Annotated in this window: 25 protein-coding genes and 2 pseudogenes; 7 read left to right on the top strand and 20 right to left on the bottom strand. The window is 70.3% G+C overall.

What is annotated here, in order from left to right:
- Positions 1 to 19: 19 nt before the first annotated feature.
- Positions 20 to 670: a TMEM175 family protein gene (locus ABD357_RS40985; protein WP_344396563.1), complete on the top strand. Its 651-nt coding sequence runs from the start codon at positions 20 to 22 to the stop codon at positions 668 to 670.
- A gap of 7 nt (positions 671 to 677) precedes the next feature.
- Here the strand turns inward: ABD357_RS40985 and ABD357_RS40980 are convergent.
- From ABD357_RS40980 to ABD357_RS40955, 6 genes and pseudogenes are all read right to left on the bottom strand, one after another.
- A pseudogene (locus tag ABD357_RS40980) lies at positions 678 to 1,663 on the bottom strand (ISL3 family transposase); the annotation flags it as partial.
- Between the two features lie 64 nt (positions 1,664 to 1,727).
- Complete coding sequence (locus tag ABD357_RS40975; RefSeq protein WP_344396561.1) at positions 1,728 to 2,954, bottom strand: alpha/beta hydrolase family protein; 1,227 nt, start codon at positions 2,952 to 2,954, stop codon at positions 1,728 to 1,730.
- Between the two features lie 669 nt (positions 2,955 to 3,623).
- Positions 3,624 to 4,124 (bottom strand): hypothetical protein, encoded by a 501-nt coding sequence (locus ABD357_RS40970; RefSeq protein WP_344396559.1) that lies wholly within the window; start codon positions 4,122 to 4,124, stop codon positions 3,624 to 3,626.
- Between the two features lie 4 nt (positions 4,125 to 4,128).
- Positions 4,129 to 4,479, bottom strand: a complete 351-nt coding sequence (locus ABD357_RS40965; RefSeq protein WP_344396557.1) for a hypothetical protein — start codon at positions 4,477 to 4,479, stop codon at positions 4,129 to 4,131.
- A gap of 276 nt (positions 4,480 to 4,755) precedes the next feature.
- Positions 4,756 to 5,199: a transposase gene (locus tag ABD357_RS40960; protein ID WP_425585215.1), complete on the bottom strand. Its 444-nt coding sequence runs from the start codon at positions 5,197 to 5,199 to the stop codon at positions 4,756 to 4,758.
- A 42-nt stretch (positions 5,200 to 5,241) separates the two neighbouring features.
- The gene (locus ABD357_RS40955; RefSeq protein WP_344396555.1) at positions 5,242 to 5,637 is read right to left on the bottom strand and encodes a DUF6223 family protein; all 396 of its coding nucleotides are present in this window, start codon (positions 5,635 to 5,637) and stop codon (positions 5,242 to 5,244) included.
- 233 nt (positions 5,638 to 5,870) lie between these two features.
- Between ABD357_RS40955 and ABD357_RS40950 the strand changes: the two genes are divergently transcribed.
- Both ABD357_RS40950 and ABD357_RS40945 read left to right on the top strand, forming a co-directional pair.
- Positions 5,871 to 6,998, top strand: coding sequence for a sensor histidine kinase (locus ABD357_RS40950; protein WP_344396552.1), 1,128 nt, complete (start codon positions 5,871 to 5,873; stop codon positions 6,996 to 6,998).
- Positions 6,995 to 7,657 carry a response regulator gene (locus tag ABD357_RS40945; RefSeq protein ID WP_344396550.1) on the top strand — a complete coding sequence of 221 codons (663 nt, stop codon included), beginning with the start codon at positions 6,995 to 6,997 and terminating at the stop codon, positions 7,655 to 7,657. The genes ABD357_RS40950 and ABD357_RS40945 overlap by 4 nt, the downstream gene beginning before the upstream one ends.
- 329 nt (positions 7,658 to 7,986) lie before the next feature.
- Here the strand turns inward: ABD357_RS40945 and ABD357_RS40940 are convergent, their stop codons facing one another.
- The 4 genes from ABD357_RS40940 to ABD357_RS44980 all read right to left on the bottom strand — a co-directional run bounded on the left by ABD357_RS40940 (position 7,987) and on the right by ABD357_RS44980 (position 9,714).
- The gene (locus ABD357_RS40940) at positions 7,987 to 8,184 is read right to left on the bottom strand and encodes a hypothetical protein (RefSeq protein WP_344396548.1); all 198 of its coding nucleotides are present in this window, start codon (positions 8,182 to 8,184) and stop codon (positions 7,987 to 7,989) included.
- Positions 8,185 to 8,456: 272 nt separating this feature from the next.
- Complete coding sequence (locus ABD357_RS40935) at positions 8,457 to 8,909, bottom strand: ABC transporter permease (RefSeq protein ID WP_344396546.1); 453 nt, start codon at positions 8,907 to 8,909, stop codon at positions 8,457 to 8,459.
- Positions 8,840 to 9,517, bottom strand: a complete 678-nt coding sequence (locus tag ABD357_RS40930; protein WP_425585214.1) for a transposase — start codon at positions 9,515 to 9,517, stop codon at positions 8,840 to 8,842. Before ABD357_RS40930 ends, ABD357_RS40935 begins: the two co-directional genes overlap by 70 nt.
- On the bottom strand, positions 9,403 to 9,714 hold the full coding sequence (locus ABD357_RS44980; protein ID WP_425585210.1) for a transposase: 312 nt from the start codon (positions 9,712 to 9,714) through the stop codon (positions 9,403 to 9,405). The genes ABD357_RS40930 and ABD357_RS44980 overlap by 115 nt, the downstream gene beginning before the upstream one ends.
- Positions 9,715 to 9,841: 127 nt before the next feature.
- Here ABD357_RS44980 and ABD357_RS40925 point away from each other — a divergent pair.
- Positions 9,842 to 10,673: pseudogene (locus ABD357_RS40925) on the top strand (leucine zipper domain-containing protein).
- Here the strand turns inward: ABD357_RS40925 and ABD357_RS40920 are convergent.
- Entirely contained in the window at positions 10,670 to 11,911 is a 1,242-nt protein-coding gene (locus ABD357_RS40920) for an MFS transporter (protein WP_344396542.1), read from the bottom strand. The pseudogene ABD357_RS40925 and the gene ABD357_RS40920 overlap by 4 nt on opposite strands.
- A 92-nt stretch (positions 11,912 to 12,003) precedes the next feature.
- Positions 12,004 to 12,849, bottom strand: coding sequence for a hypothetical protein (locus ABD357_RS40915; protein ID WP_344396540.1), 846 nt, complete (start codon positions 12,847 to 12,849; stop codon positions 12,004 to 12,006).
- Between the two features lie 424 nt (positions 12,850 to 13,273).
- On the opposite strand from ABD357_RS40915, the gene ABD357_RS40910 reads away from it, so the two are divergent.
- Positions 13,274 to 13,954 (top strand): adenylate kinase, encoded by a 681-nt coding sequence (locus ABD357_RS40910; protein WP_344396538.1) that lies wholly within the window; start codon positions 13,274 to 13,276, stop codon positions 13,952 to 13,954.
- A 476-nt stretch (positions 13,955 to 14,430) separates the two neighbouring features.
- Here ABD357_RS40910 and ABD357_RS40905 read toward each other — a convergent pair whose 3' ends face one another.
- Together ABD357_RS40905 and ABD357_RS40900 are read right to left on the bottom strand one after the other, a co-directional pair.
- Positions 14,431 to 15,267, bottom strand: a complete 837-nt coding sequence (locus ABD357_RS40905; RefSeq protein WP_344396536.1) for an SMP-30/gluconolactonase/LRE family protein — start codon at positions 15,265 to 15,267, stop codon at positions 14,431 to 14,433.
- A 252-nt stretch (positions 15,268 to 15,519) separates the two neighbouring features.
- The gene (locus ABD357_RS40900) at positions 15,520 to 15,762 is read right to left on the bottom strand and encodes a hypothetical protein (RefSeq protein WP_344396533.1); all 243 of its coding nucleotides are present in this window, start codon (positions 15,760 to 15,762) and stop codon (positions 15,520 to 15,522) included.
- A gap of 19 nt (positions 15,763 to 15,781) precedes the next feature.
- Between ABD357_RS40900 and ABD357_RS40895 the strand changes: the two genes are divergently transcribed.
- Complete coding sequence (locus ABD357_RS40895; protein WP_344396642.1) at positions 15,782 to 16,318, top strand: carboxylesterase family protein; 537 nt, start codon at positions 15,782 to 15,784, stop codon at positions 16,316 to 16,318.
- A gap of 509 nt (positions 16,319 to 16,827) precedes the next feature.
- Here the strand turns inward: ABD357_RS40895 and ABD357_RS40890 are convergent.
- From ABD357_RS40890 to ABD357_RS40880, 3 genes are read right to left on the bottom strand one after another with little or no spacing between them, the layout of a single operon-like run.
- A complete protein-coding gene (locus ABD357_RS40890; protein WP_344396531.1) occupies positions 16,828 to 17,157 on the bottom strand; it encodes an SCO4225 family membrane protein in 330 nt (109 codons plus the stop codon).
- Between the two features lie 32 nt (positions 17,158 to 17,189).
- The gene (locus ABD357_RS40885; RefSeq protein ID WP_344396529.1) at positions 17,190 to 17,870 is read right to left on the bottom strand and encodes a response regulator; all 681 of its coding nucleotides are present in this window, start codon (positions 17,868 to 17,870) and stop codon (positions 17,190 to 17,192) included.
- Positions 17,867 to 20,248, bottom strand: coding sequence for a sensor histidine kinase (locus tag ABD357_RS40880; protein ID WP_344396526.1), 2,382 nt, complete (start codon positions 20,246 to 20,248; stop codon positions 17,867 to 17,869). The genes ABD357_RS40885 and ABD357_RS40880 overlap by 4 nt, the downstream gene beginning before the upstream one ends.
- A gap of 262 nt (positions 20,249 to 20,510) precedes the next feature.
- Here ABD357_RS40880 and ABD357_RS40875 point away from each other — a divergent pair, with 262 nt between their 5' ends.
- Positions 20,511 to 20,960: a DUF5707 domain-containing protein gene (locus ABD357_RS40875; RefSeq protein ID WP_344396525.1), complete on the top strand. Its 450-nt coding sequence runs from the start codon at positions 20,511 to 20,513 to the stop codon at positions 20,958 to 20,960.
- Positions 20,961 to 21,605: 645 nt separating this feature from the next.
- Here ABD357_RS40875 and ABD357_RS40870 read toward each other — a convergent pair.
- Genes ABD357_RS40870 through ABD357_RS40860 form a run of 3 tightly spaced genes read right to left on the bottom strand, consistent with a single transcriptional unit; the run spans position 21,606 to position 23,580 of the window.
- Entirely contained in the window at positions 21,606 to 22,607 is a 1,002-nt protein-coding gene (locus ABD357_RS40870) for a glycoside hydrolase family 113 (protein ID WP_344396524.1), read from the bottom strand.
- On the bottom strand, positions 22,601 to 23,209 hold the full coding sequence (locus ABD357_RS40865; protein WP_344396523.1) for a hypothetical protein: 609 nt from the start codon (positions 23,207 to 23,209) through the stop codon (positions 22,601 to 22,603). Before ABD357_RS40865 ends, ABD357_RS40870 begins: the two co-directional genes overlap by 7 nt.
- The gene (locus tag ABD357_RS40860) at positions 23,206 to 23,580 is read right to left on the bottom strand and encodes a hypothetical protein (RefSeq protein ID WP_344396522.1); all 375 of its coding nucleotides are present in this window, start codon (positions 23,578 to 23,580) and stop codon (positions 23,206 to 23,208) included. The genes ABD357_RS40865 and ABD357_RS40860 overlap by 4 nt, the downstream gene beginning before the upstream one ends.
- Positions 23,581 to 24,130 lie beyond the last annotated feature (550 nt).

Below are 24,130 nucleotides of genomic sequence, written 5' to 3'. Positions count from 1 at the left end.
TAGCCCTATGGTTTGGGTTGTGAACGGCCACCAGCGGGTGCAAGACGACGAGGGAAGCGCGGCCCGACTCCTCGCGCTGTCGGACGGTGTGTTCGCCATCGCGATGACGCTGCTGGCGTTGGACATCACGCTGCCCGACGGGCTGGACCCCGCCGGTTTCCGGCAAGCGCTGGGGGATGTGATGCCCAACGTGTGGGCGTACGCTCTCAGTTTTGTGGTCATTGCGGCGTTCTGGCGGGGTCACCACCAGATTTTCCGGTACGCGCGAGAGGTGGACGGGACCGCCGTCCGGATCGGGCTGCTGTGCCTTGGGCTGATCGCCCTTATGCCCTTCCCTACCACCCTGCTGGCCGAGTACGGGGACCTGCCGCAATCGGTGGCCATCTATTCCGGCGCCGTCGCGGCCGTGGGGGCGGCACAACTCGCACTGACGGTCGTAATGTGGAAACGCCCGTGGCTGGGCAGCACACCGCTACCCGATCCCGTCGCGCGCAACGACGTGGCGGATCTGGCGTCGACTGTGCTGGTTTTCGCCGTCGCCGTGCCGCTCGCCTTCGTGTCCCCGACGGGCGCGAAACTGTGGTGGGCGGTATTGATCCCGGTCAAGTCCGTGACCGGCGGGCGGGGCAAGCGCCTGCGCGCGGCCGCCCAGCAACTCGGCGCCCAGTAGGGGTCTGTCAAACGAACGACTCTGCCCCGTAATCGGTGGTAGCGCTGTGTAGTGATCGCTGGAGAAGGATGCGGTGGCGGAGCAGGGGGAACCCGGCTCGGCCGTGCATCTGCCTCGTGATCCTCTTGGTTTGCGTGTTGACGCTCTCGGTGTGGCCGTTGTGGTAGGGGAGGGTGAGCCCTCCGTCGCGGCGGCGCGGTCGAGTTCGAGGCCCTTCGCGAAGGAGTGCAGGCGGGGCAGGTCGGCGGGGCGGACCTGGGTGATCCAGTCGGTGAGCTTGGCGTCGTTGCCCTCCGCCTGGGTCAGGAGCTGCGCGAACTCGCTGGTGAGACGGGCGAGTTCGGCCATCTCGGGGCAGGCTTTGGTAAGTTCCCGCAGGAGTGCGGTGTCCTTGTCGCGCAGGTTCTCGGGGCGGGTGAGGAGGAGCCGGGCGAAGCGCTGCGGGGTGGTCACGAACCGCTCGCCCTCGGCGCGGCCCTGGGTGATGTGGCGGTACAGCAGGTTGAGGCTGCCGGTGTAGCCCGGCTCCTGGATCTCCCGGAACAGGTGCTTGACGGCGACGGCCGGGCCGGTGGCGCGGCGGGCGCGGAGGTGGTCGCCGTAGGGGGCGACGAGCGTGGGCTTGTAGCGGGGTGCGCGGCGGTCTCCTTCATGCGGGCGTACCGCTTGACGGTGTTCAGGGCGAGATCAAGGCGGCGGGCGCATTCGAGCAGGCCGACGCCTTGGTCGAGCAGGTCGTGGACCTGCCGTCAGCGCTCGCGGGTGGTCTCCTCGCGGACGCCCCCGGGCTGGGCGGGGTTCCCGGCGGTGGCCCAGCAGGCGCCGTGGGAGCGGACCTCGGCCAGGACCTTGCCGCACAGGTTGGTCCCAGGTGCCACCTGTCGCTGACCTGCACCGCTTCCGGGAGGCCTGGCGGATCGCCCCGCCGTAGGAGCCCGAGCCGTCCCGGCAGACGCACTCCGCCCCGGGTTGCTCGCGCAGCCACGCGAGCAGGGGCATCCCACTGTTGTCGGCCGGGCCGTGCGGGCAGGCGTACGCCGAACCGCTGACGGCAGGCCTATGGGCGGTGGCCCCGCCCCAGGGTGTCCTCCAGCCAGTCGAAGACGAGCTCGCAGTGCTGCTGTGGCGCCATCGGCGAGCAGTGCAGCTGGGCACCGGTGGCCGCCGTCAGCAGCTGGAAATCCTTGGGGGCACGCAGCAGTTCGTAGAACGCGCGCGGCTGGCCGGGGTAGAACTGCTCGTCGTCGTAGTCCAGCACGAGCGTGGGGCACTTGATACGGCCCACGACCTCGGTGATGTCGAGCGCCATGATCCGTTGGGCCGGTGTCCAGAAGTCGGTGAAGATGCGGCCCTGACGGGCGGCCAGCATCGCGGGGATCGAGAACGGCTCGACCCGCTTCTCGATCGTCGCCGCTTCCTCCGGGCTCAGCTCGGGGACTACCTCTTCGTTCCAGATGCGGTTGGTCTCCGCCTTGTCGGGGCCCACGATGCTCCGGAGCTCCGGCGGAAAAGCCAGCCACGGCGAGAGCACTCCCGGCATCGCGGCCAGCGCTGCAATCCTGCGTTCGAAGGCCGCTGCGCGCGGCGCGAGGTCGCCGCCCATCGACAGCCCGGTCAGGGCGATGCGCCGCTCGTCGACGTCCCTGCGGCGCTCCAGCCAGTCCACCAGGGGAGAGACGACCCGCTCCCAGCGAGGGGTGAAGACGACCTGGTCGACGAAGAGCAGCTGGCCCTGGCCCGGTCCGTCGTACACGAGCGCGTTCCATCCGCGGGCGAGCGCTGCGGAGACCCCGTACGTCCACATGTCGACGTTCTGGCCGTCGCTGCCGTTGGTGAGGATGACGGTCGGCCTGGCCCTGCCGGAGGTATCGGGGCGGAAGAACCAGACAGGGATCGACGTCCCGCCCTCGTACGGGACCTGATGGGTGATCGCCGCCGGTGTGCACAGCCGGGCGAACGTGTCCCAGGAGCGACGCCCGGCGAGGTAGAGCTCTTCCTCGTCGCCGGGGGTGTCCGAGCCGAGCACGAAGAACAGCGCCTGGTCGTAGTACTGGGCCGCCCGCAGCGAGCGGGAGCGCCGGCTCTGCGGATGCCGGGTCGCGGTGGCCGTCAGCCGGTCCCCCCAGCGCCGGAACTCCGCGGTGAAGGTCTGCTGGTCCGCCCCCGCGGCGTTGATCGCGTTGACCGCGGTCAGGACCTCGCCGACCTCGCTGGAGCCGAACCCGGCGCCGCCCAGGGCCAGCAGCGCGGCGAAGTTGAGCGCGGGGTCCGTGAACAACTGCATGGCTCCGGGCGTCGGCGACGCGGCCGTGGCCGCGGTCGTGGACGACGGGCTGGACGTGGCTGACCCACGAATTCCGGCGGGTACCAGCGCAGAGGCCGTCGGCGCCGAGGCCACAAGGGCCGCTCCGGCTCCGGCCGCCAGGCCTGCGAGCGCCCCCCTTCGGGTGGGCCTCGCCGCTCGGTCTGAGGATGCGTTCGTCATGCCCGGACACGCTAGGAGCCTGCGTCGCCCGGGCCGCAGCGCCACTCCCACCGGTCCTCCGAACGGACCGCGCCCCAACGCCAGGAGGAGCGGCAGGCTGTCATGGCCGGCGACGTACCGGTGGGGCTACAGCCGCGCTGACTGCGCTGTAGACGGTTCCCTGCGAGGCCTGCCCTGTCCGGTCGATCAGGCCGGATCAGCGAGCGGGGTCTGGCGTGGTGCATCGCAGGCCGGAGGATGCGGGTCCCCCCGCCGAAGGCAGGGGGAGAGCCCACGCGGAGCGTAGGCGAGTGACGCAACGCAGCATGGGGGCAGCTCCCATGCCCGAATGGCTACGGGGGAGTGCCGTGCCAGGGCACACGAGCCCCGCAAAATCGGCCGGACAGGGCTAGATGCGCCTAGGCGTCCTTTTGCCTCAGGAGCTGTGAAGAGGTTCCTGACCTGCGCATTCACCCTCGTCGTGCCGGGTCAGGCGTTCGCCGAGGCGACAGCTGCGCGGAACTCGTGCGTCATGAGGGCGACCGAGCCGCGCTGAACAGACGCCTCGCCCGGCTCGGCACCCACTCTGGCCACTGCGGGCATTCCGCGATCCGGCCGCCGACGACTACGGCGTGTGGCGGCAGCCCATCCGGGGGTGCAGGCGGCCGCGGAGTCCTCGGCGAGGGCGCGGGCCTGTTCGGTGCGGCCCAGTGTGAGGTGCGCCTCGGCTTGGTGCAGGGCAAGTTCGGGTTCGTCGAAGCCAAAACGGCCCGGCGCTTGGCCGACCTCGTCGGCGTCGAGTTCGGTCAGCGCCACGTCGAGGGCGGCGTTGGCCTCCCGGTCGCGGCCCTGCTGGGCGAGGGTGGGCAGCAGCGCCCAGGCGTGGAGCTGGGCACGGACGAGGCCGCCGGGGCGGCGGCCGCGCCGCGTTCGGCATAGGTGAACGCGGAGGTCAGGCTGCCGGTGCTGCGAGCGCCCCCGTAGGCCCACGCGGTCAGAGCCGCATCACCGCACCGATTCGCGTACGACACGGCAGTGACCCGGTGGGTGCGCGCGTCGGCTGCGTCGTCCGGGTGGAAGGCCAGGTTGCCCAGCAGCCCCGACAGCCGGCCGACCTGGCGGTGCGGCTCGGTGCCGCCCGCGTCGGGGAGCAGCCTGGCCAGCAGGGCGCGGGCGGCGCGGCCCCCCGGAACAGCACCGGTACGGGGTGCTTGCTGTAGTTCAAGTGGTAGTGGTCGGCGGCGGCTTCGGCGAGTTCGTCCACCAGCGGGCTGCCCTCGGGTTCGGCCAGGAGCGCGAGCTGGAGGGACTCTCTGACTGACGCAGGCCCAGCATCGGTGGTCATCGGATCCGCTCCTGTCGGCCGGATGCGGCGACGCCGGCGTCGTTGCGACCGTATCCGATCATCTCGGCGGTCCACGCGGACAACTGCCGTACACGCGCAGCCTGATGCAGTCCCGGCTGCCAGGGCCGGGCCCGGTAAGCACGGCACAGAGATTGACCGGCTGCCCGCCCCGCCACCGGATGCACGGGCGGCGCTCAGCACCTGCGTGTGGCACGACGCGATGGCGCCGTACGCGGTGTGGAGGGGACTCTGGTCCACGCGCCGCCGCACCTACCGCTACCAGCCTCTCGGCTGTTGCTTGAGCAGGCTCCAGATCCCCTCCTGCGGGTTGATCTCCGGTGCGTACGGCGGCAGGTGGAAGAGGACCAGCCAATCCTTGTGCTCCTCAGCGAAGTCGAACAACTCCTGCTGAAGATGCACGTTCAGGTTGTTCCACACCCACACCACCGGGGTGCCCAGCTGCAGGTGCACCGTGCGGATGAAGTCCCGATAGTCGCTCCAGGTGAACGCCTTCGGCTCCCCTCCCCGCCGCCCGCGGTAGACCTGGACCTTGAAGAACATCCGTGGGCGCCGTCCGGACCTGAAGCACACCGCGCCGGCGATGGTGACCCGGCCCCCGCGACGGCCGGCCACCCGTACGATCGGACGGGCGCCGCGCGGGGCCCAGGTCCGCCCCTTGGGTGGGATCAGTGACTGACCAATCTCGTCCGCGAAGCAGATATGGCGCAGGGAACTACACCCATCGAACTTGCCGGCCGCTGTTCAGGCAGACCCGAGCGTGCGCTTGTATTCGCCGCGCTCGGCCGGTCGACCGGTGCGGTGGGAGCGGGTCAGCGCCCGGCGGCCGAGGACCATGGCGACCAGTCCCAACGGGACGGCCACGATGGCTCCGACGAGCCCGTTGCCGGTGCCGGGACCACCGCTGGAGGTGGCCAGGTGCAGCACCGCAAGGGCCGTGCCGACCAACCCGACTGCCATGGCCGACAGGGCGCCGGTGCGCGCGTTGCCGGCGTTGATTCGTCCGGCGGCGCGGGCCAGGGCCAGCCAGCCGATGGCCACGCCGAGCAGCCCTACCCCGAGGGCCAGGTTGGCCCCGGTCCGCCCGTCGCCGATGATCCCGCCCTCTGCGGCCGCCAGGATTGCTTGCGAAGCGCTCATGGTCCTTCTCCTCTTTCGTCCGCGGCAGATGCCCGAATTCCGATAGGGCTCGAGCGTGCCTGCCGACCGCGCCGCCGGTCGTCCCGCAGGCGCAGACACTTCGCGCTGCTGCCGATGCCGCACCCGGATACTCCGGGTGCGGCAGGAGTCACGCAGGTACCGCGGGTGCGGTAGAAGGCCGCTCGTCCCCGAGCGGGACTCGGGCCGCCTGGGCATCCGGCTAGGGTGCGCGCATGGACAAAGGACGGTTCGGTGTCCCGGCCTGGTTCGTAGACTGGGCGATCGCCCTCGGCGTGGCGGCGCTGCTCCTTGGTACCGGGCTGTCCGGGAAGCGGCCCGACGCGGATCCCGCCTGGCTCGGCTACGCATTCCTTGCTGCCGGCGGCCTGGCGCTGGTCGCGCGTCGCCGGGCTCCGCGAGCCGTGCTGGCCGTCACCGGGTTGTGCGCGGTGGGCTACCAGGCGGCCGGTTTCGAGGTGCTCGCCGTGTCGTACCTGGTCGCGGTGTACGGCGCGGTGCGGGCCGGGTACCGCGCCCTGACGGTGGCGGCATCCGTGACCTTGCTGGCCGCGTTGCACCTCACGGCCCTGGTCTTCCGCGACGGGCCTGCGGGCGAGGTGTTGGCGCAGGCCCGGCACGTACTCGAAGTGGCCTGGCTGATCGCCGCGTTCGCCGCCGGTGAGGCGCTGCGGCAGGCCGAGCGGCGGGCGGCGGAGGCCGAGCGTACGAAGGAGGAGACCGCGCGGCGCCGCGCCGATGAGGAGCGGCTGCGCATCGCGCGGGAGCTGCACGATTCGCTCACCCACCAGATCTCGGTCATCAAGGTGCAGTCCGAAGTGGCCGTCCACGTGGCCCGTCGGCGCGGCGAGCAGGTGCCGGAGGCCCTGCTGGCGATCCAGGAGGCCGGCCGGGAAGCGAGTCGGGAGCTGCGTGCGACCCTGGAGGCGCTGCGCGACGACGACACCACCCCGCCGCCCGGTCTCGACGACATACCGGAGCTGGTGAAACGGTTCCAAGCGACCGGCCTGGAGGCTTCGTTGACCATCGAAGGACACCGAACCGACGTGCCGGCCGCGGTGGGCCGGACCGCCTACCGGATCGTGCAGGAATCGCTCACCAACATCGTCCGGCACTCCGCCGCGGCCACCGCGTCGGTCCGTATCGCCTACCGCCCCGACGCCCTCGCGATCCGCGTCGATGACGACGGCAGGGCCATCCCTGGCGCCGCGCCGACGCCCGGTCTGGGGCTGCTCGGGATGCGCGAGCGCGTCACCGCCCTCGGCGGCCGGCTGCGTGCAGAACCGCGCAGTGAAGGCGGCTTCACCGTGCAGGCCGAACTTCCCGCGAACGGAGCATCGTGATCCGTGTCCTGCTGGTCGACGACCAGCCGCTCATCCGCAGCGGATTCCGCGCGCTGCTCGACCTCGAGGGCGACATCGAGGTGGTGGCCGAGGCGGCCGACGGCAGCGAGGGGCTGGCCCTGGTCAGGGAGCACTTGCCCGACGTCGCGCTCATCGACATCCAGATGCCCCTCGTCGACGGGATCGAGGCCACCCGCCGGATCGCTGCCGACCCCGCCCTGGCCGGTGTGCATGTCGTCATCCTGACCAACTACGGCATGGACGAATACGTCCTCGACGCACTGCGCGCCGGCGCCGCCGGTTTCCTCGTCAAGGACATCGTGCCGGACGACCTCCTGCACGCTGTGCGTGTCGCCGCTCGCGGCGACGCCCTGCTCGCACCATCCATCACCCGCAAGCTGATCAACCGGTACGTCAGCCAGCCGCTGCCCACCGCTGTCGGCACCGGGCTGGAGGAGCTGACCAGCCGTGAACGCGAGGCTGTTGCCCTGGTCGCCCACGGCCTGTCCAACGACGAGATCGCCGACCGCATGGTGATCAGCCCGCTGACCGCAAAGACCCACGTCAACCGGGCCATGATCAAGCTCCACGCCCGCGACCGCGCCCAACTGGTGGTCCTCGCCTACGAATCCGGCCTGGTCGCCCCACGCAATCACTGACATCCCCCCTCGACCGGCGCGTCACCCGCAGCGCCGCCGCGATCTGCCCCGTACCCGCTCCCGCCTCGAACCGCTTGGCCGCCTCCAGCCGCACCGCCTCACGCTTCTTCTGCTCGGCAGGCGTCAGCTCGCCCCCTTGCGCATACCGCATGATGTGGTCGTACCGCAGGGATCACGACCCGTCACACCACCCCGGACATCGCGGATTCAGCCTGAGTAGGAGCGGTGACTTTCACGGCGGTTATCGATCAGCATGGCACGCGGTATCACCGGCCGATCGGAAGGAAGACGTTCCATGAAGGCCCAACTCCCTGTACCGGCACGCCGTCTCACCGCGCGCCGCCGCCCCCTTCCCGGCCGGGCAGGCGCTTCTGGAACTCCTCGTCGGTGCCGGTAGCGACGCCGTGGACGTGTTCCCCGCGGTGCCCGACGACTGGCCGGACGTCCTCGTCGCCGGGCTGCTCGCCCCCGGCGGGCACGTGGTGGACGCCGAGCGCCACCCCCGCGGCCGACGGCCGTGTGCTCACCCTGCGGCACGGCGTCGACGGCGACGCGGAGGTGTGGACCAGCCGCCCCGGGGACACCGCGCCCCACCGCAGGGCCGTGGCACGCCCGGCCGGTCCCGGCGCCGCGCTGGTGCCCCCGGCCCCGGGGACGACCTGACCGTTCTGCGCACGGGCGACGACCCGGACCTGACGGCACGGCAGGTCCCCGCGGCCCGCTGACGTCCCCTACCCGCACGCTACGGGGGCGGGGCAGGTGGACAGCACCTGCCCCGCCCCCGTTCGCGTCGCGGCCGTCACTTGCCGGAGATCGCCTCCAGCATGTTCGTACCGGCCGCCCGCCGGGCGGGCCACATCGCCGCCATCACCGCGGCCACCGAGATGCCCACCAGTGCCATCCCGATCACGGTGAACGGCATCGTGAAGTCCCACAGCAACTGCCCGAACATCGCGTGCTGCATCACGGCACCCACCGGCACGCCCACCAGCACGCCGAGCAACGCCCCGAACATCGAGATGACGATGCTCTCGGCCCGGATGGTCCGTCGCACCAGGAGCCGCTTGGTCCCCACCGCCCGCATCACACCGATCTCCTGGGTCCGCTCCATCACCGACAGCACCAGCGTGTTGACGACGCCGAACACCGCGATGACGATCGCCACCCCGAACATGGCGTACATCAGCGTGAACGCGAACCGCTGCTGGTCGACGCCCTGTTCGACCAGGCCCTCCCGGTCGGTGACGGCCACATCGGGACGGTCCCGGAACGCCGCCTCGATACCGGCCCGCGCCTTGTCCGGTCGGAGCCCGTGGCGTACAGCAGGGTGATCTGCCGGCGCAGCGCCTCGGGTGCCTTTGCCGCGTCCAGGTAGATGCTCGCCTGGAGCTCCGTCGCGTCGTAGATGCCCACCACGCGCTGGGTCACAGACGTCTTGGCGTCCAGCTTCAGGGTGATCTCGTCGTCCATGCCCAGCCGCAGAATGTCTGCCTGCCGGTCGAACGTCGGTGGTCGTCCGCCGCGGCTGCCGTGGTTGTGCCGGTGTCGCTGCTGGTCGCCCTTCTCTGGGATGGTGTGCCCGATGCCGCGTTTGCGCAGGTAGACGCGGAAGCCAGGGGAGCTGTAAGCCTTGTCGGCGATGACCTGGTCAGGCCTGCATCGAGGTCGGCCCATGCCGGCGCGAGGGACACGGATGCGCTCCAGAAGAGGTCGCGCGCAGATACTGTTGTGGCGTTGCACTGGCGTCACCAGGACTGCGAGCGGGCGCCCCTTGCCGTCGCAGGCGAGGTGGCTTTTGCTAGCCAGTCCGCCTCGGGATCGGCCGAGGGCGTGATCGTCCGGTTCGTCCGGTCTGTTGATCCCCCTTTTCGGTCGGTGGCGGCGGCGTGCTGGCGCCAGAAGATCCCGGTCCGGATCTTGTAAACCATCCCGTTGATGACCTGCGGGTCCGACACCCGCGGCCGGCCCGTCGCAGCCCGCGGTATCAGCGGAGCGAGTAACTCCCACTCCTCATCGGTGAGTTCATGACGGCGTATCACCTCACCATGATCCACCATCCGATAATCTCTGAAGACGGGCTACACCTGTATTGATCAAGAGCGTTGTTGACACTGGCCGTGCTTGATCATGGCGAAGACCTCCGGTGTGGTGGAGGTGTCGAGTCTTCACCGCACGGAGGTCTTCGTGTCCCACCGTAATGCCCGGCTGACCGTTCACGGCAGGCAGCTGCTGTCGAACGTGTCCGCACCGGACGCCCCGTCGCGCATGTCGCCGCCGAGATGGGCATCTCCCGCGTCACCGCTCACAAGTGGATGCGCCGCTGGCGGACCGAAGGCGAGCAAGGACTGCACGACCGGTCCAGCCGTCCGCGCACGACACCGCACCGCAGGGCGGGGGCGATCGAGGCCCGCGTGTGCCGTCTTCGGCAGGACCGCAAGCTCGGCCCGGCCCGCATCGGCCCGATCCTGGGCCTGCCCGCCTCGACCGTGCACCGCATCCTCACCCGGCACGGCCTGAACCGCCTGTCCTTCCTGGACCGGCCCACCGGCCAGGTCATCCGCCGCTACGAACGCGACCGGCCCGGCGAACTGGTCCACGTCGACGTCAAAAAGCTCGGCCGGATCCCCGACGGCGGCGGGCACAAGGCGCTGGGCCGCCAGGCCGGCCGGGCCACACGCGGCGCCATGGGCTTCGACTTCGTCCACTCCGCCGTCGACGACCACAGCCGCCTCGCCTACAGCGAGATCCACCCGGATGAGAAAGCCGCCACCTGCGCAGCCTTCCTGCGCCGGGCGGCGGCCTTCTTCACCGCATCGGGCATCGACCGCATCGAGCGGGTCCTGACCGACAACGCCTGGCCCTACCGCAAGAGCTTCGCCTGGCAGCAGACGCTGGCCGACCTACCGACGCCCTGCCAGACTTTCTGCACACCTACAACCACCACCGCTGCCACACCGCACTCCGAGGCCAGCCACCCATCAGCCGCGTCAACAACGCTGCGGGGCAATACACCTAGCGCTCTACGCGCTTCAGGCCGCGCACGGCCGGGATTGCCAGCAGCAGGGCGCAGACGACGAGCGCCATGGACGCGGACACGCACAGCAGCGGCACCGTCCCCACGACGACCGCGAGCGGCCCTGCCACCGCCTGCCCGACTGGCTTCATCACCAGCGAGCCGGCCGCGTCGTACGCGTGCACCCTGCCGAGGACGTCCTGCGGGATGTGCGTCTGCACGCTCGTGTGGAACATGACGATCCAGAACGCCATGCCCACGCCGCTCACCCCGTAGCACCCGGCGATGAGCGGCGCGGGAAGGCCGAGAGCGACCCCCAACGGCATGAGCGCCCACAGGATCATGGAGAGGGCGCCAGCACGGAGCGGATACCGCGGGCGGAGCCTGATCGCGACGATCCCGCCCAGCACACTTCCCGCCCCGAGGGACGACATGACCAAGCCGAACGCCGATGCTCCGTAGTCGGTGACCAGCGTACTGTTGCCTAGGGTCATGGTGGGGCCTGCGCCAGCCACCTGCCAGAGCATGAAGACGACGATGACACTCCACAGCCAGGTCCTGGCCCGGAACTCCCGCCACCCCTCGACGAGATCGGCCCGGAACGACGATTCGCCGCTTCGCCCGGCCGGGCCCATCGGGACCGAGCGGAGCAGGAGTAGGCAGGCGCCGCTGACCCCATAGGTCAAGGCGTCGAGGGCGACCACCGTTGCCGGTGAGGAAACCACCAGCAGCAGGCCGGCCAGCGACGGGCCAATCACGACGGTGACGGACTCTGAAATGCGGAGGGTGGCGTTCGCCTTCTGCACGTCCCGGGCTATGCGCGGGGTGATGCTGGCGACTCCCGGCTGGAAGATTGCGCTACCCGCCCCGACCAGGGCCAGCAGCACCAGGATCTGCCACAGGTGCGGCGTCCCTAGCAAGAACAGCAGCGCGAGTACCGCCTGAAAGCACAACCGGACTGTGTCCGAGATGACCATCAGCCGCCGGGCACCGAAGCGGTCGGACAGCACCCCGCCAAAGATGATCAGTGCTGCGAACGGCGCTACGAGCGCAGCCAGCGCATAGCCCACCCCACTCGCGCCGTACCCCGCCCGGATCACGGCGGCCGTGATCGCGACGGGGAGCATCGCGTCGCCCAGCAGAGAGGTGGTACGGGCGGTGAAGAACAGCCGGAAGTCCGCTGTCCACAGCGGCAGGGTCTCCTTGGCTTGCAGGTCACGGGCCATGTCCGAGCCAGCCACCGCACACCGTCCCACGTATGCCGTTGATCCCGACCAGGGCGGCAGTCTCGTACCTCGGCCGTCCCTCAGTCAACGGAATATGTTCGACAAGCTCAGCAGGTACGCGCGTTGAAGACACCGCCTGGGTTGCCGCTGACGGCCACCACGGTGGTGTCCCAGTCCCGGTAGCCGTCGGTGCGGAGCGTGAGCAGTACACACACCGACCTGAGGTCGACGAGGTCCGAGTGCTCGCCGTGTTCATGGTGGCGCAGCTGGAGCCAGGCGGAGAACGCGGCGCGGGTGTGGTCGGTCAGGGGGAGCAGACGGCGAAGCCGAGCTGGTCCCAGTCGGGCCCGGCAATGAAGGTACGCATCCGCCATGCCGTGGTGCCCTCTTCGGCCCCGGTGACGGTGTCCAGGGCGTCGAGGAGGAAACGGCCCAGGTCCGTGCGGTACCCGACCGGCAAACTGCCGAGGGAGGCCTCCTATCCGCTGCCAGGCCTCCCGCTCGGCGGGCCCGGTCGGGCTGGTGGCCACGTCCTCGACCATGATGCGGACCATGGTGTGGGCTTCGTCATCGTCGCTGACAGCCGGGGCGGCGGGCAGCAGCGGCACGCTGTGTGGCTGTCCGCCGCGCCGCGTCCAGGACGGGTCGACCGCTCCCGGCACCGCCTCGGCGTCCGCGGCGGCAAGCTCGTAGTAGCGCTCCGGCTCGCCGCCCAGCACGGGCGCCGAGGCGGCGACAGGGTGCAGGTAGCCGACCACGGCATGGGTGGAGCGCAGCTGGTTGAACAAGAACTCCCAGTCCCGCCGCAACAGGGCGATCACCGATGTGCTGCCGTCCTGCGTGGGAACAGTCAACTCCTGCGGGGGGCCGGGGTGTTCGATGATGATGACGCGGGCCCAGTCGACGGCCGGGCTGTCGATGCTGACGCTGCGGCCCCGCCCTGTACACCCCACCCGACGTCGACCCCGAACAGCTCGAGACCGAAACCCTCGGCCTGGGCATCCCCTACATTCCGGGCCCCGTCGCGCAGGACCTGTCCGAGGTTGCAGAGAGGGGTGGGCCCTGGTCTTGAACGCGCAGCGGTGGCTGAAACTCCGGCGATTCTGGGGCCTGGTGGAGTCCGGGGCGTTGAGTCTGTCGGAGGTCGCCAAGGAGACCGGGCTGAACTGGCGGACGGTCAGCAAGTACCGGCACCCTCAAGTGATCAATGCACCACCACGCCGGACGACGAGGAAACACCGGGGCAGCCAGGAGAAAAGACCTCACGGTGCATATCATCTGCTGGATACAGAACGGCCGTCTACGCAGTCACGACGCCCAGCTACTTCGAATCCCGGGATTGACCCTGGCCACGCACGACGAAGGGACACCTCATCGATGCGCATCCTCCTGATCGGGCCGCCCGGAGCCGGCAAGGGCACGCAGGCAGTGCGCCTTGCCGCGCATCTGTCGATCCAGCACATCTCCTCCGGTGACCTGTTCCGCGAGCACATCGACCAGGGCACCGAGCTTGGGCAGAACGCCCACACGCACATACGCGCCGGCCTTCTGGTATCGGACGAGGTCACGATCGGGGTGATCAAAGAGCGCCTTGCCCGCCCGGACACCGAGCGCGGATTCCTGCTGGACGGCTTCCCCCGCAATCTTGCCCAGGCGGAGGCGCTGGACGGCATCCTGGCCGACTCGGAGTCGAGGCTGGATGCCGTGCTCGACCTGGACATTCCCGAAGCCGAGGTGGTCAGGCGGATCGCTGGACGATGGCTGTGCCGTCGGGACCGCGAACACACCTTCCACGTCGACTACAGCCCGCCTGCAGTGGCAGGAGCCTGCGACGTCTGCGGCGGTGAGCTGTACCAGCGCGATGACGACCGCGAGGCAACTGTTCGTAAGCGACTGGAGGTCTATCGCAGCGAGACGGCGCCAGTCGTCGACCACTACCAGGCCCAGGGCCTGGTGACCACGATCTCGGCCCTCGGCCAGGTCCAGGAGGTCCTGGACCGCGGGCTGGTTGCGATCGGCCAGGGCCACGTCGATGCCTCGGGCGCGTCGAGCTGTTGAACCTTCGCTGAGAAGGTGCAGGGCTGCCGTCCCTGACGTCTGCCGCCGAGGACGGCTGGCTTCCGCCCGCCCCAGCCGCCGCGCCCCAAGCTATGCCGTGGCCGGCTGGGACGACCCCTTGGTTCGCCCCACGGAGCCGGACTGTCGCCAGGTCGTTGGTCAGCTGGTGTCCAGCCGGTCTGATTGAAGTAACGAAGACCCACCTTCACATCATTTCGCGGGCAAGTACGCCGACACCCATGGCTAATGCGTTCTCAGTTGGTGAGATGAGTTGACCGGCTGCTTATGCATTGTCATGGGCGGTGCGTCCGATTCGCCGGCGAGAGACGCAACGCCTGACGATCAAGGTCACCAAAGCCGTTGATCATGAACAATAGGCCGTGCTCGCGTGCCATCCTCCCTGGATGGGGTTGCCCGGCCACAAGCGGGACACCGAAGGCGGTCCATACCGACACTGGACGCCGAGCCTGGCTCTGTCAGGGTTTCCCGGCACCCGGTGCTGGTGCCGGGAACGCCACAACCCGCCCGCTGGGTTGCCGCGACTCGGGTCCGCCCCAGGTCTGGCCGACGACGAACAGGCGGGGGTCGTCCCCGCGGCTGAGCGCGCAGGCGAAGGCGCCGCGATCCAGGTCGACTGCAGCGAGTACCTCACCGCCCTCGCGCACACGAACACAGTGCTGGTTGCCGACGTCGGCATACCAGACGGTGCCTTCGGCATCCATGCAGATTCCGTCCGGGTGGTCGTCGGGTGTCTCCGCCCACACACGGCGGTTGCCGAGGCCGCCGTGGCTGCCGATGTCGTAGGCGGTGAGCCGGTTCGCATACGACTCAGCAACGATCAGCGTGGCACCGTCTGGGCTGATCGCCATACCGTTGGGGAACGCGAGGTCGTCGGCAATTTGATCGACGTTGCCTTCCGGCGTGACGAGCACGATCAAGCCCGGCGCGAACTCACCGCCGGGAAAGTCGAAACCGATGGTGTTGACATAGGCGTTGCCCCGGTCGTCGACCACGATTTCGTTCCACGGCTTCTCCGAGACCTTGGAAAGGTCGGCATGCTGGACGAGTGATCCGTCGGGTTCCCGGCGCAGCAGCCGTCGCTGTGCCGAGTCCACGACGAGCAGTCGCCCGTCGGGCAGGAAGTCGATGCACATCGGGAATGACGGGACGGTTACCACCACCTCGTGGCGGCCGTCGGCGTCAAGCGCGATCACCTGGTTCGCGCCCCAGTCGGAGAACCAGAGTTGCTCGTTGTGCCAGCGCGGTGACTCGCCGAACACGACGCCTTCCATCAGGACCTCGGGTGCGCTCATCACGCTTCTCCTCTCGCTTCGTAGAGGGATAGACCTGCCCGGGCACCGGAACTCATCGCGGTCCGCACCGCGATTCGGAGCCAGGCTGATGCGTCTCAGGCTGCGAGATGAAGTAGGTCGAGCGCGCGTTCGGGACGTGACCGATGGTGGTCGGCGGCAGCCGCGATGTCCGGAGGAGACCGACGGCGAGGTTGCGCAGGGTCGCCATGACGCGGGAAGAGGTACCGGTGCGGATGCAGGGGACCTGCGTTCTCATCTGTCGGGTTGGACGAGGTCGAGTGCGTGGTCGGGGTGTGACTTGTAGTAGTCGGTGGCGTGGGCGATGTTGGTCCAGCCGGTGAGGCGGGCCAGGGCGATCGCGAGGTTGCGGAAAGTGGCCATCGCGCGAGGCGTGTTCCCGGTGCGGATCTTGGAGACGTCCTCGGCGAGGGTGGTGTCCCGGACGTGGTGATGGTCCTCGACGTGCCAGTGCTCGCGCCGCGACGAGTGGCGCACGTTCTTCCTCTTCGGCAACCTGTTCGGCAACGTCACCGAGGAGCAGGCGGCGGAGGCGCTGTGCCACTTCGGCCCCGGCCAGAGCGGCGAGCGGGCCTATCGCGAGGCGTTCCCGGACAAGTCCGCCGAGGACCTGTTCGAACTCGTGCAGACCGACTGGCTGTTCCGTATGCCCGTTGTGCACCTCGCCGAGGCTCAGGCCGCCGGGGGCGGGAAAGCATACCTGTACGAACTCGCCTGGCAGTCCCCGGGCCGCGGCGGACTGCTGCGCGCCTGCCATGGCCTGGACGGCCCGCTGCTGTTCGGCACCTGCGACGCCCACCTGGGCCCGGTGGCCATCGGCCCCGAACATCACACCGAGGCCCGCGAACTGACGTCCCAGATCCGCACGGCCTGGACCTCCTTCGCCGCCTCGGGCGACCCCGGCTGGCCCACGTACGACGCCGGGCAGCGCCTGACGCGGATCTTCGACACGCCGCCGTCGTCACCACGTACCCCGAGGAGACCTCGCGCCGCCTGTGGCAGAACCACACCTTCGAGGCGATGCCTGTCGTGACCGCCTGACACCGACCGCCTGAGCGGCTTCACGGAAGCCGCTCAGGCGACGCGTAGCGGGCGGTCAACAGACAGGCGTCTCATCTGAGCCGCGGCACCACCTCGGCCGGCGACGGCTGCGGTGAGCACCTCGCCGCCACCGCCCATCCTTCACGCAAGAGCGGCCAGGGCGCGCTGCAGACTGGCTTCGCATGCGGGACCAGGCAGCGCCTGCCGGTCACGGCTGGCACGTCGTCATGGTTCCCGAGGACGTGACTGTGCGCCGTGCGGAACTCGACGCTCGCTTCCCCCGTCTACTCGACGCCATCCTGGACGATGTGACCCACCCGCCGCAGACATCTGAGGCCTGACCTCAATCCCACTGTCTTCCGGAGCCCCGGAGCCCCGGAGCCCCGGAGCCCCGGAGCCCCGGAGCCCCGGAGCCCCGGAGCCCCGGAGCCCCGGAGCCCCGGAGCCCCGGAGCCCCGGAGCGGACACCTCCCGGCCCGCCGATCGTCGTGCGGCCGGGGCTCAGGATGCGGAGCCGGGGCTGTTGCCGCGCCGTAGTGCGCGGGTGCACCAGCCGATGATTGCGGCGTTGACCTCTGCCCCGATGGCGACGGCGCTGATGAACATCACGTTGTTGTCCGGCAACACGAGGAACACGAGGCTGGCGGGGGCGGTGGCGAGGAGCGGGATGACGCCCGCCATGGACTCGTCCGAGCTGTCGGCGACGGTCACCACGAGCGCCCACACGAGCAGGACGGCACAGACCACGAGGTAGACGAGGCCGACGACGCCGAAGTGGTCGCGCAGACGCCGGGGGACGGATCGGCTGGAATCGGAATCGGTACCGGTCACGGGGGATGGACTCCTTGGTTGCGTCGTGGTGGTCAGAGATGGGTGCCGGGTGGGTTCGGGCGGGCGAGGCCGAGGTCGTACGCGAGGATCGTCGCCTGAACGCGGTCACGCAGGCCGAGTTTGCGGAGCAGCGCATTCACGTGGGACTTCACGGTGCCTACGGTGATGCCGAGTTGCTCGGCGATCTCCGCGTTGGTGAGGCCGGACGCGACCAGGGTGAGGACGCCCCGTTGGCTGCCGGTCAGGCTGTCCAGCTCGGGGGAGCTCCCGGCCGGGACGGCGGCGGGCGGTCCGGACGCGTAGTGGCCGATGAGGCGGCGGGTCGCGGACGGGGCGAGCACGCTCTCGCCGGCCGCCACCACCCGGATGCCCTGCAGCAGTTCGGAGGCGTGTACGTCCTTGAGGAGGAATCCCGAGGCGCCGGCGCGCAGCGCGTCGAAGACGTACGCGTCGAGGTCGAAGGTGGTCAGGACGAGGACCCTGGGCGCGTTCTCCCTGCCGGTGATGATGCGGGTGGCGGCGATGCCGTCCAGCTCGGGCATGCGTACGTCCATGACGACCACGTCGGGTGCCAGCTCTTCGGCGAGCCGCACCGCCGCGGCGCCGTCTGCGGCTTCGCCGACGACCGTCATGTCCTCCTCGGCGTCGATCACGGCGGCGAACCCCGCCCGTACGATGCCCTGGTCGTCGACGACCAGCACGTTGAGGCTCATAGCTCTCGTTCCCTCTCCTCGTCGCCCGGCGCGACCGCAAGTGGCAGCCGCAGGCGGACGGTGCCCTGCGGGCCGGTGGTGAGCGTGCCGCCGAGCGCCGAGACTCGCGTGGTCAGCCGCTCCCGTACGGCGGGGTCGGCGGCGCGGGGCACCCCGGTGGCCGTGAGCGTCAACGTACCGTCGTCCGCGTCGAGTTCGAGCACCGCGGCCTCCTCGCCGCCGACCGCGAGCACCGTCTCGGCGGCGTGGTAGGCGGCAAGGTCGACGGCGGTGGGCAGTCGTTCCGGTACGCGGTCGGTCAGCCGTATCTCGACCTCGCGGCCGGTGGCCCGGAGTTGGTGGGCGAGCAGGTCGAGCGCCTGAAGGGTGGGCTGCGGCCGCAGTTCGGGCCCTGTCTCGCCCTCCCGGACCGTGTCGAGCAGGGCGCGCATCGCGGCCAGGGCCTCGCGGGCGCGTTCGGCTGTGGCGTCGAGACGGCCCGCCTCCGCCGCCGCGACCATGTCGGCGGTGCGCGCCAGCACGGTGGTCTCCAGTCCGGCGGCGATCCGGCGCCGCTCGGCCCACGCGTCCCGGACGGCCTCCTCCGTCCAGGCCGCGAGGCGTTCGTTCCGCGTGCCCTGGGCAGCCCGGTCGCGCCGCCCGCGCAGGGCTCCGGCCCAGCGGGCCGCGCCGGCCGCCAGGGACGCCGCGGCCGTCGTCCCCGCGACTACCGCCAGGACAGGCACTGTCGTACCCCGGTCCAGGACGGCTGCCGTCGCGGCCGCCGCGTGCGCTGCCACGGCGGCGACCGGGAGGGCCGACAGACGAAGGCGCGGGCAGACATTGGCAGCAGACGGAACGGCGGTGCGGGGCAACAAGGCCAGGCGCGGGCGGTCTTCGGCCAGGGACGGACTTGCTGCCGTACGGGCGGCGTCCGCCGTAAGCGCCGCGCAGGTGGCCAGCAGGCTCAGCGCCGGGGGCAGGACCGCCGGACCGGTGTAGTCGCCCGTGGCCATCGCCACCGGCCAGAGCAGGGCCAGACCGAACAGGACTCCTTGGGCCACGCGGGGCGCACGGCGCAGCCACAGCAGTGCCACCGCCTGTGCCGCGGCCAGCAGCGCGAAGAGCACGCCCGCGGACACCCGCGTGCCGCTCGACGCGTCCTCCGCCCGGACGACCAGCACCGGGAGCAGCGGCTGGACGACCATGCCGACGGCGGCCGTCAGCTGCGCCAGACGGTAGCTCCGCGCAACGGACCGCTCCACCGGGGCGGCGGTCCGGCCGGGCAGGACCGCGCGCACCTCCCAACCGCCTTCCGGCGTCGGGCCGGTGGTGAGGGTGCCGTCCGCCTCCCGGGCCCGTGACCGCAGGAAGCCCTGGCCGCGTCCCCCGCCGAGTCCCGCACCGTGCGCCGTCGCACCGGCCGGCGGTGCCGCACTCGTCACCACGACGTCAGTGCGGGTGTCGCCGTACCGGACCTGCACCCTCGTATGCGCACCGGGGGCGTGCCGTGCCACGTTGGTCAGCGCCTCGCGCACGATGCCGTACGCCGCGTCCGCGACGGCGCCGTCCGGCAGGGGGCCGATCTTGCAGTCCACCTGCTGGTCCAGGCGCCGGAACCCCGCGACCAGGTCCAGCAGCCGTTCCTGTGGTGACGGCTGGTCCTCGCGGGAGGGCGCCGGCGCTCGTACCGCGCCGAGAGCCCGGCTGACCTCGCGGCCGGTCTCAACCGCGAACTCCAGTGCCTCCTCGGCCAGTTCGGGACGACGTTCGCGCAGCCCGAGGGCCGCCCCCGCCGTGACCACCACGGCCGTCAGATGGTGGGCGCTTACATCATGCAACTCCCTTTCCATCCGGCGCCGTTCGGCCGCCGGGAGCCGGTGGCGCTCGGACTCGGCCCGCTTCAGCAGTTGTTCGGCCGCTTGCCGCGTGCGACGGGTCCGCCGTACGAGGAGGCCGGCGCCGCACGCGGCGGCGTACAGCACCGCGGTCAGGACGAGGTCGAGTCCGTCGCGGTCGCTGAGCCCGTAAAGGCTGATGCCCTGGAGCAGCTGCCAGGCGGCGAGCGCCACCACGCACAACACGGCGGTGAAGGCGTCGCGTTCGGTCGCCACGGTGAACAGGGCGAGGGCGACACCCGCGGTGCCGAGTACCGCCATCGCCCCGGCGGGCAGCGGCCCGGCGCCCAGTGCACAGGCGGCGGCGACCACGACGAGGGTAGCCACCGGGCGGGTATGGCGGAGAGCGAGTGCGGCCGTCACCACTCCGGCGACCAAGGCCGCCACGAGGAGGGCGGACGCGGGCGGCACGGCCCCGCGCACCAGCGCCGCCCCGGGCCACACCACGGCCTGGGCGCAGATCAGCAGGACCGGAAGCAGCCGGTCGTCGGTTCGGTTCATGACGGATTTCATGGCGGATCAAGGCTATGGCCGCAGGTGAGCGGCCCGACTCCGGCTGAAGGCGGATCCCGGTCTCTTACCTGGGTTGCAGATGCTCTATCTGCGGTTCGACGCGCCAATCGTCCCGCAGCGCGAGGACGGCGCCATACCTGCGGCCATAGGCTCGATCACATCGAGAACGCGGTCGGCCACCGCTTCTACCAGCGGTTCTTCCACGCTTTCCCGCGTATCCAACTCTCCAACGAACTCAGGGGGTTCTCCCATGTCCAAGCGCATCCTCTTCTCCTCGCTCATCGGCGCCGTCGCCCTCGGCGGAGTGGCCGCCGGCGGTCTCGCCCTGGCCTCGGCCCCCGCGGAGCCGACCCTGGAGAACGGCTCGGCCCGCTACGTCGCCCCGTCCGACGGCGGCGCGGGCTCGTTCACCTACACCGTGGACGTGAGTGACGACTCGGGCATCCGGGACCTCAAGGTCCTTGCCTGGCCCGCGAGTTCCAAGCTCGACCCGACCGAGGCGGAGCTTGGCTCGGCGGAGAGCGCCAAGTGCCAGAGCGCCTCGGACGAGACGACCCGCTGCACCTACACGCTGAAGGTCACGAAGCGGGAGGCGGCCGAACTGGCCAAGGGCACCTGGTACGTCTCGGCGCTGGCGACGGCCGAGGACGGGGACTCGACGTTCGTGCCCCGCGCCGCCACCTTCGACGTCACGCACTGACCCACCGCGGTCGGGCGCCTCCGAGACGCCCGGCCGACCCGGTTGCCGCCCGGCCCAGGCCGGGGACCTGGGTGCGGGGGTCGCCCGGGACAGCAGACGGGACACGCTCCAGGTCACGGGCACGACCGCACTCGGGCTCGTCGCCCTTACCGTACTCATCGTGGTCGTCGGCGTCACCGCCACCACCAGCCTGACCTGATCGAACGTACCCGCGAGTTCGGACCGCTGCGCGCTCTGGGACCGGGCGGCGGCGCACTGCGCCGACCATCACCACGGAAGCCGGGCTGTACGGAGTCCTCGGCGTCCGTGGCCTGACCCTTGCCATCCCCTACGCCTGGCTGCTCATCCGGACCGCCGTCGCCGACCCACCCCTGCGACTGCCCGCAGGGCAACTGCAGGCAGTCCTCACCGCCCTCGCCTACCTCCCGCCCGCCCACCGCGCGACGCATATATCACGCCGACGACCGCACTGGGCGACAGCGATTGAACAGCCCGTACTTCGACCTGGCAGCGTTGAATGTTTACAACGCCGCCAGGAATGCCGGATTCCCCTATGGCACCAGTACTGACAGGCGCTGCGAGTCAGCATCAAGGTGTCGTGACGGTCCGTCGGCTTCTCCGGCGGGCCGTTTCGGCTGTGGGCCTTCAGTGGGACCCCGTTGGGTCTTCATGTCGGTCCTGTCGGGCCACGGCTATGTCGCCGTAGCGCCGCGCGACCTCGTGGAACGCCTTTTTGGGTCTGCACGCACCGTCGCCGCTCACCGCCACGACCCCGAAACCGGCCTTGTCGAGGTCGAGACGAGGATCGTCGTGATGCGGGAAGTCGGGCATGGCGAAGGTGAACACGAAGCAGCCGTGCACGCCTTCCGCGTTGTACTGGTCGATGAGTTCACCGAGGTAGCGGGCCTGGACGGCTTCGTTGCGGGGGTGGTCGCCGCGGAAGTGCGGGGGTAGGGCGAACCAGTTGACGATCCAGAAGGAACCGGCTCCCCGCTGGTCGGCTCCGGTGAAGGCACCGCACCCGAACTCGGTGATGACGACGGGCTTGTCGTGGTCGCGAACCAGGCTGCGCAGGCGGTCTGCGTAGGTGGGGTGGTTGCGGCTGGAGCGGTAGAGGCTGACGCCGACCAGGTCGAACAGCGACCAGTCGACGTGTTCCCACCCGGCCGCGGAGTAGGTGACCGGCCCGCCGAAGCGGCGCCGCGCGGTGGTCACGGCGGCGGTGAGCAGCCGGTGGAGCCGCCGGTCGATCCTGCGCCGCAGCACGCGGTGGAAACGCACGATGAGCTTCAAGCGCAGGAACGAGCGAGGTCCGGGGACGATGCCGGGCACGGTGTGCGAGAACTCGCTGCCGACCAGGAGCGTCACCCGGTCCGGGTGTTCCCGGTGAAGTTCTTCGGCCGCCTCGGCGACGGCGTCCAGGTGCTCCAGGAGTTTCGGCTGAGGCAGCTCGGGAACGCTGGGCCGGATGTAGACGCCGAGACCGGTCTCGAGGGCGGTGCGGGCGGCATCGATCAACCGCTTCCCGTCCTCGATGAGCATCACCGTGGTGCAGTGCAGATCCCGGGAGATGACCTCCAGGTCCCGCCGCACATCGTCGGTGCTTGCCTCGCCGACCAGGTAGGAGATGCCGCGGACGGTCAGCATGCGCTCGGCTCCCCTCGACGCAGACGGTGGGCGGCCATGAGGAGAAGAGCGGCGACACCACCGAGCATCGCGGTGTTGACCGCGCACTTCACCGCGCCATCCACGTTGCCGCCGAGCGGTTCGACCAGGAAGGACAGCCCGGCGCGGACAACGACGGCACTGCCCGCAGCGGCCAGTACGTGCCGACGGCCCCAGCCCTGGCGGCGCGACCAGCGCAGCAGCAGCCAGCCGAGTACGACCATGGCGACGACATTCACCGTCACCCCCACCCAGGTCGTCGGCAGCAGCTGATTGGCGCACCATGCCACCCCTGTGACACCGCCGACCAGCCACCACGACGGCACCTCCGCAGACGACCGGTCCCTCGCGGGCCGGACGGTGAACGCGGCGACGATCAAGGCAACGGCGACCAACCCGGCGCCGCTCAGCTGCGCCGGGCCGGCGGTGGAGTCCGCTGCTGTGTCGTTGAAGATCAGCACGGCGCTCAGCGCCCAAAGCAGCACCATGACGCCGACGCCGACCGGGCCCAGCCACCGCCGGTTCGCGATGCGCGGGGCACAGGATTCGACCACCGCGATCGGAGCGGCGAAACTCCAGATCACATGCCCCCGACGTAGTTCAGCAGGCTCGCCGCATCGACCCCCAGACCCGGGATGAGGGTGACCAGCGCCTGGGTCGCCCAGTCGGGATCATCGGCGTCGACCTCATTGTCGAACAGGCTCTGGTCGATCAAACCGGCCTGGATCACCCCGAAGGCCGCACTCAATAGCAGGATCGTCGGCCAGCCGCGACCGGTCCGCCGAGTGATCTCGCGGATGAGCACCGCGACGGTTCCGTAGAGCGGCGCGAGGATGAGCAGGCCCGCCAGCAGTTCCAGCGGCCGACAGTGCTTTCGCCGTAGCCGATGAGGTACTCCGCGCTGATCGGGGACAGGACCAGCAGGCCGGCCACAGCCGCCCAGCGGTGCCGACACCGCGGCAGCGCGGCAGGAGCGGATGTTACGGGCATGAGCATCCTTTGGGGGCCGAGTCGTCGTCGGTCCGGTCGACGCTAGAGAGACAGCCGGCGGTCGGGCATCCGTCTTTCGTCCAGGAGCGCATGACTTGCATCCAAAGTTGCGCGGCCCTCCGGCCACACCGACTCCAACGCCGCTTTGCCGTATGGAATCCCACACCGTGCTCGCGCATCAAAGTCAGGTAGGACATCCCCACCCGGGCATCACGGCGGATCGCCGCGTACAGATCGACCTTGGACTCCGGCGGCGCCATCGCACCCTCATCCCGCAGAGCACCCCCAGGCTCCCATCGCAAGGCCCCGGGTGTTGCAGAACTCGGCAACACCGCCCTCTGGCGAAACCGGGCGTTCCCCGCTCTGAGCGATAAGTGGTGTCGGCTCCCAGGCTCTGGTCCACACCTTGTGGCGGCGTACGCAGCCTGACTGCTGATCTTCGTCTGATGGCGGTCGGGGTCGCTTGAAAGCCGCCCGACCGGAAAGCGGTGTGGTCGACAGTGCTGCGCCGTGAA

It is taken from the genome of Streptomyces vastus (assembly GCF_039532825.1).
Taxonomy (GTDB): domain Bacteria; phylum Actinomycetota; class Actinomycetes; order Streptomycetales; family Streptomycetaceae; genus Streptomyces; species Streptomyces vastus.
The sequence above is the reverse complement of the archived record's forward strand: the minus strand, read 5'-3'. Positions and strand labels throughout refer to the sequence as shown.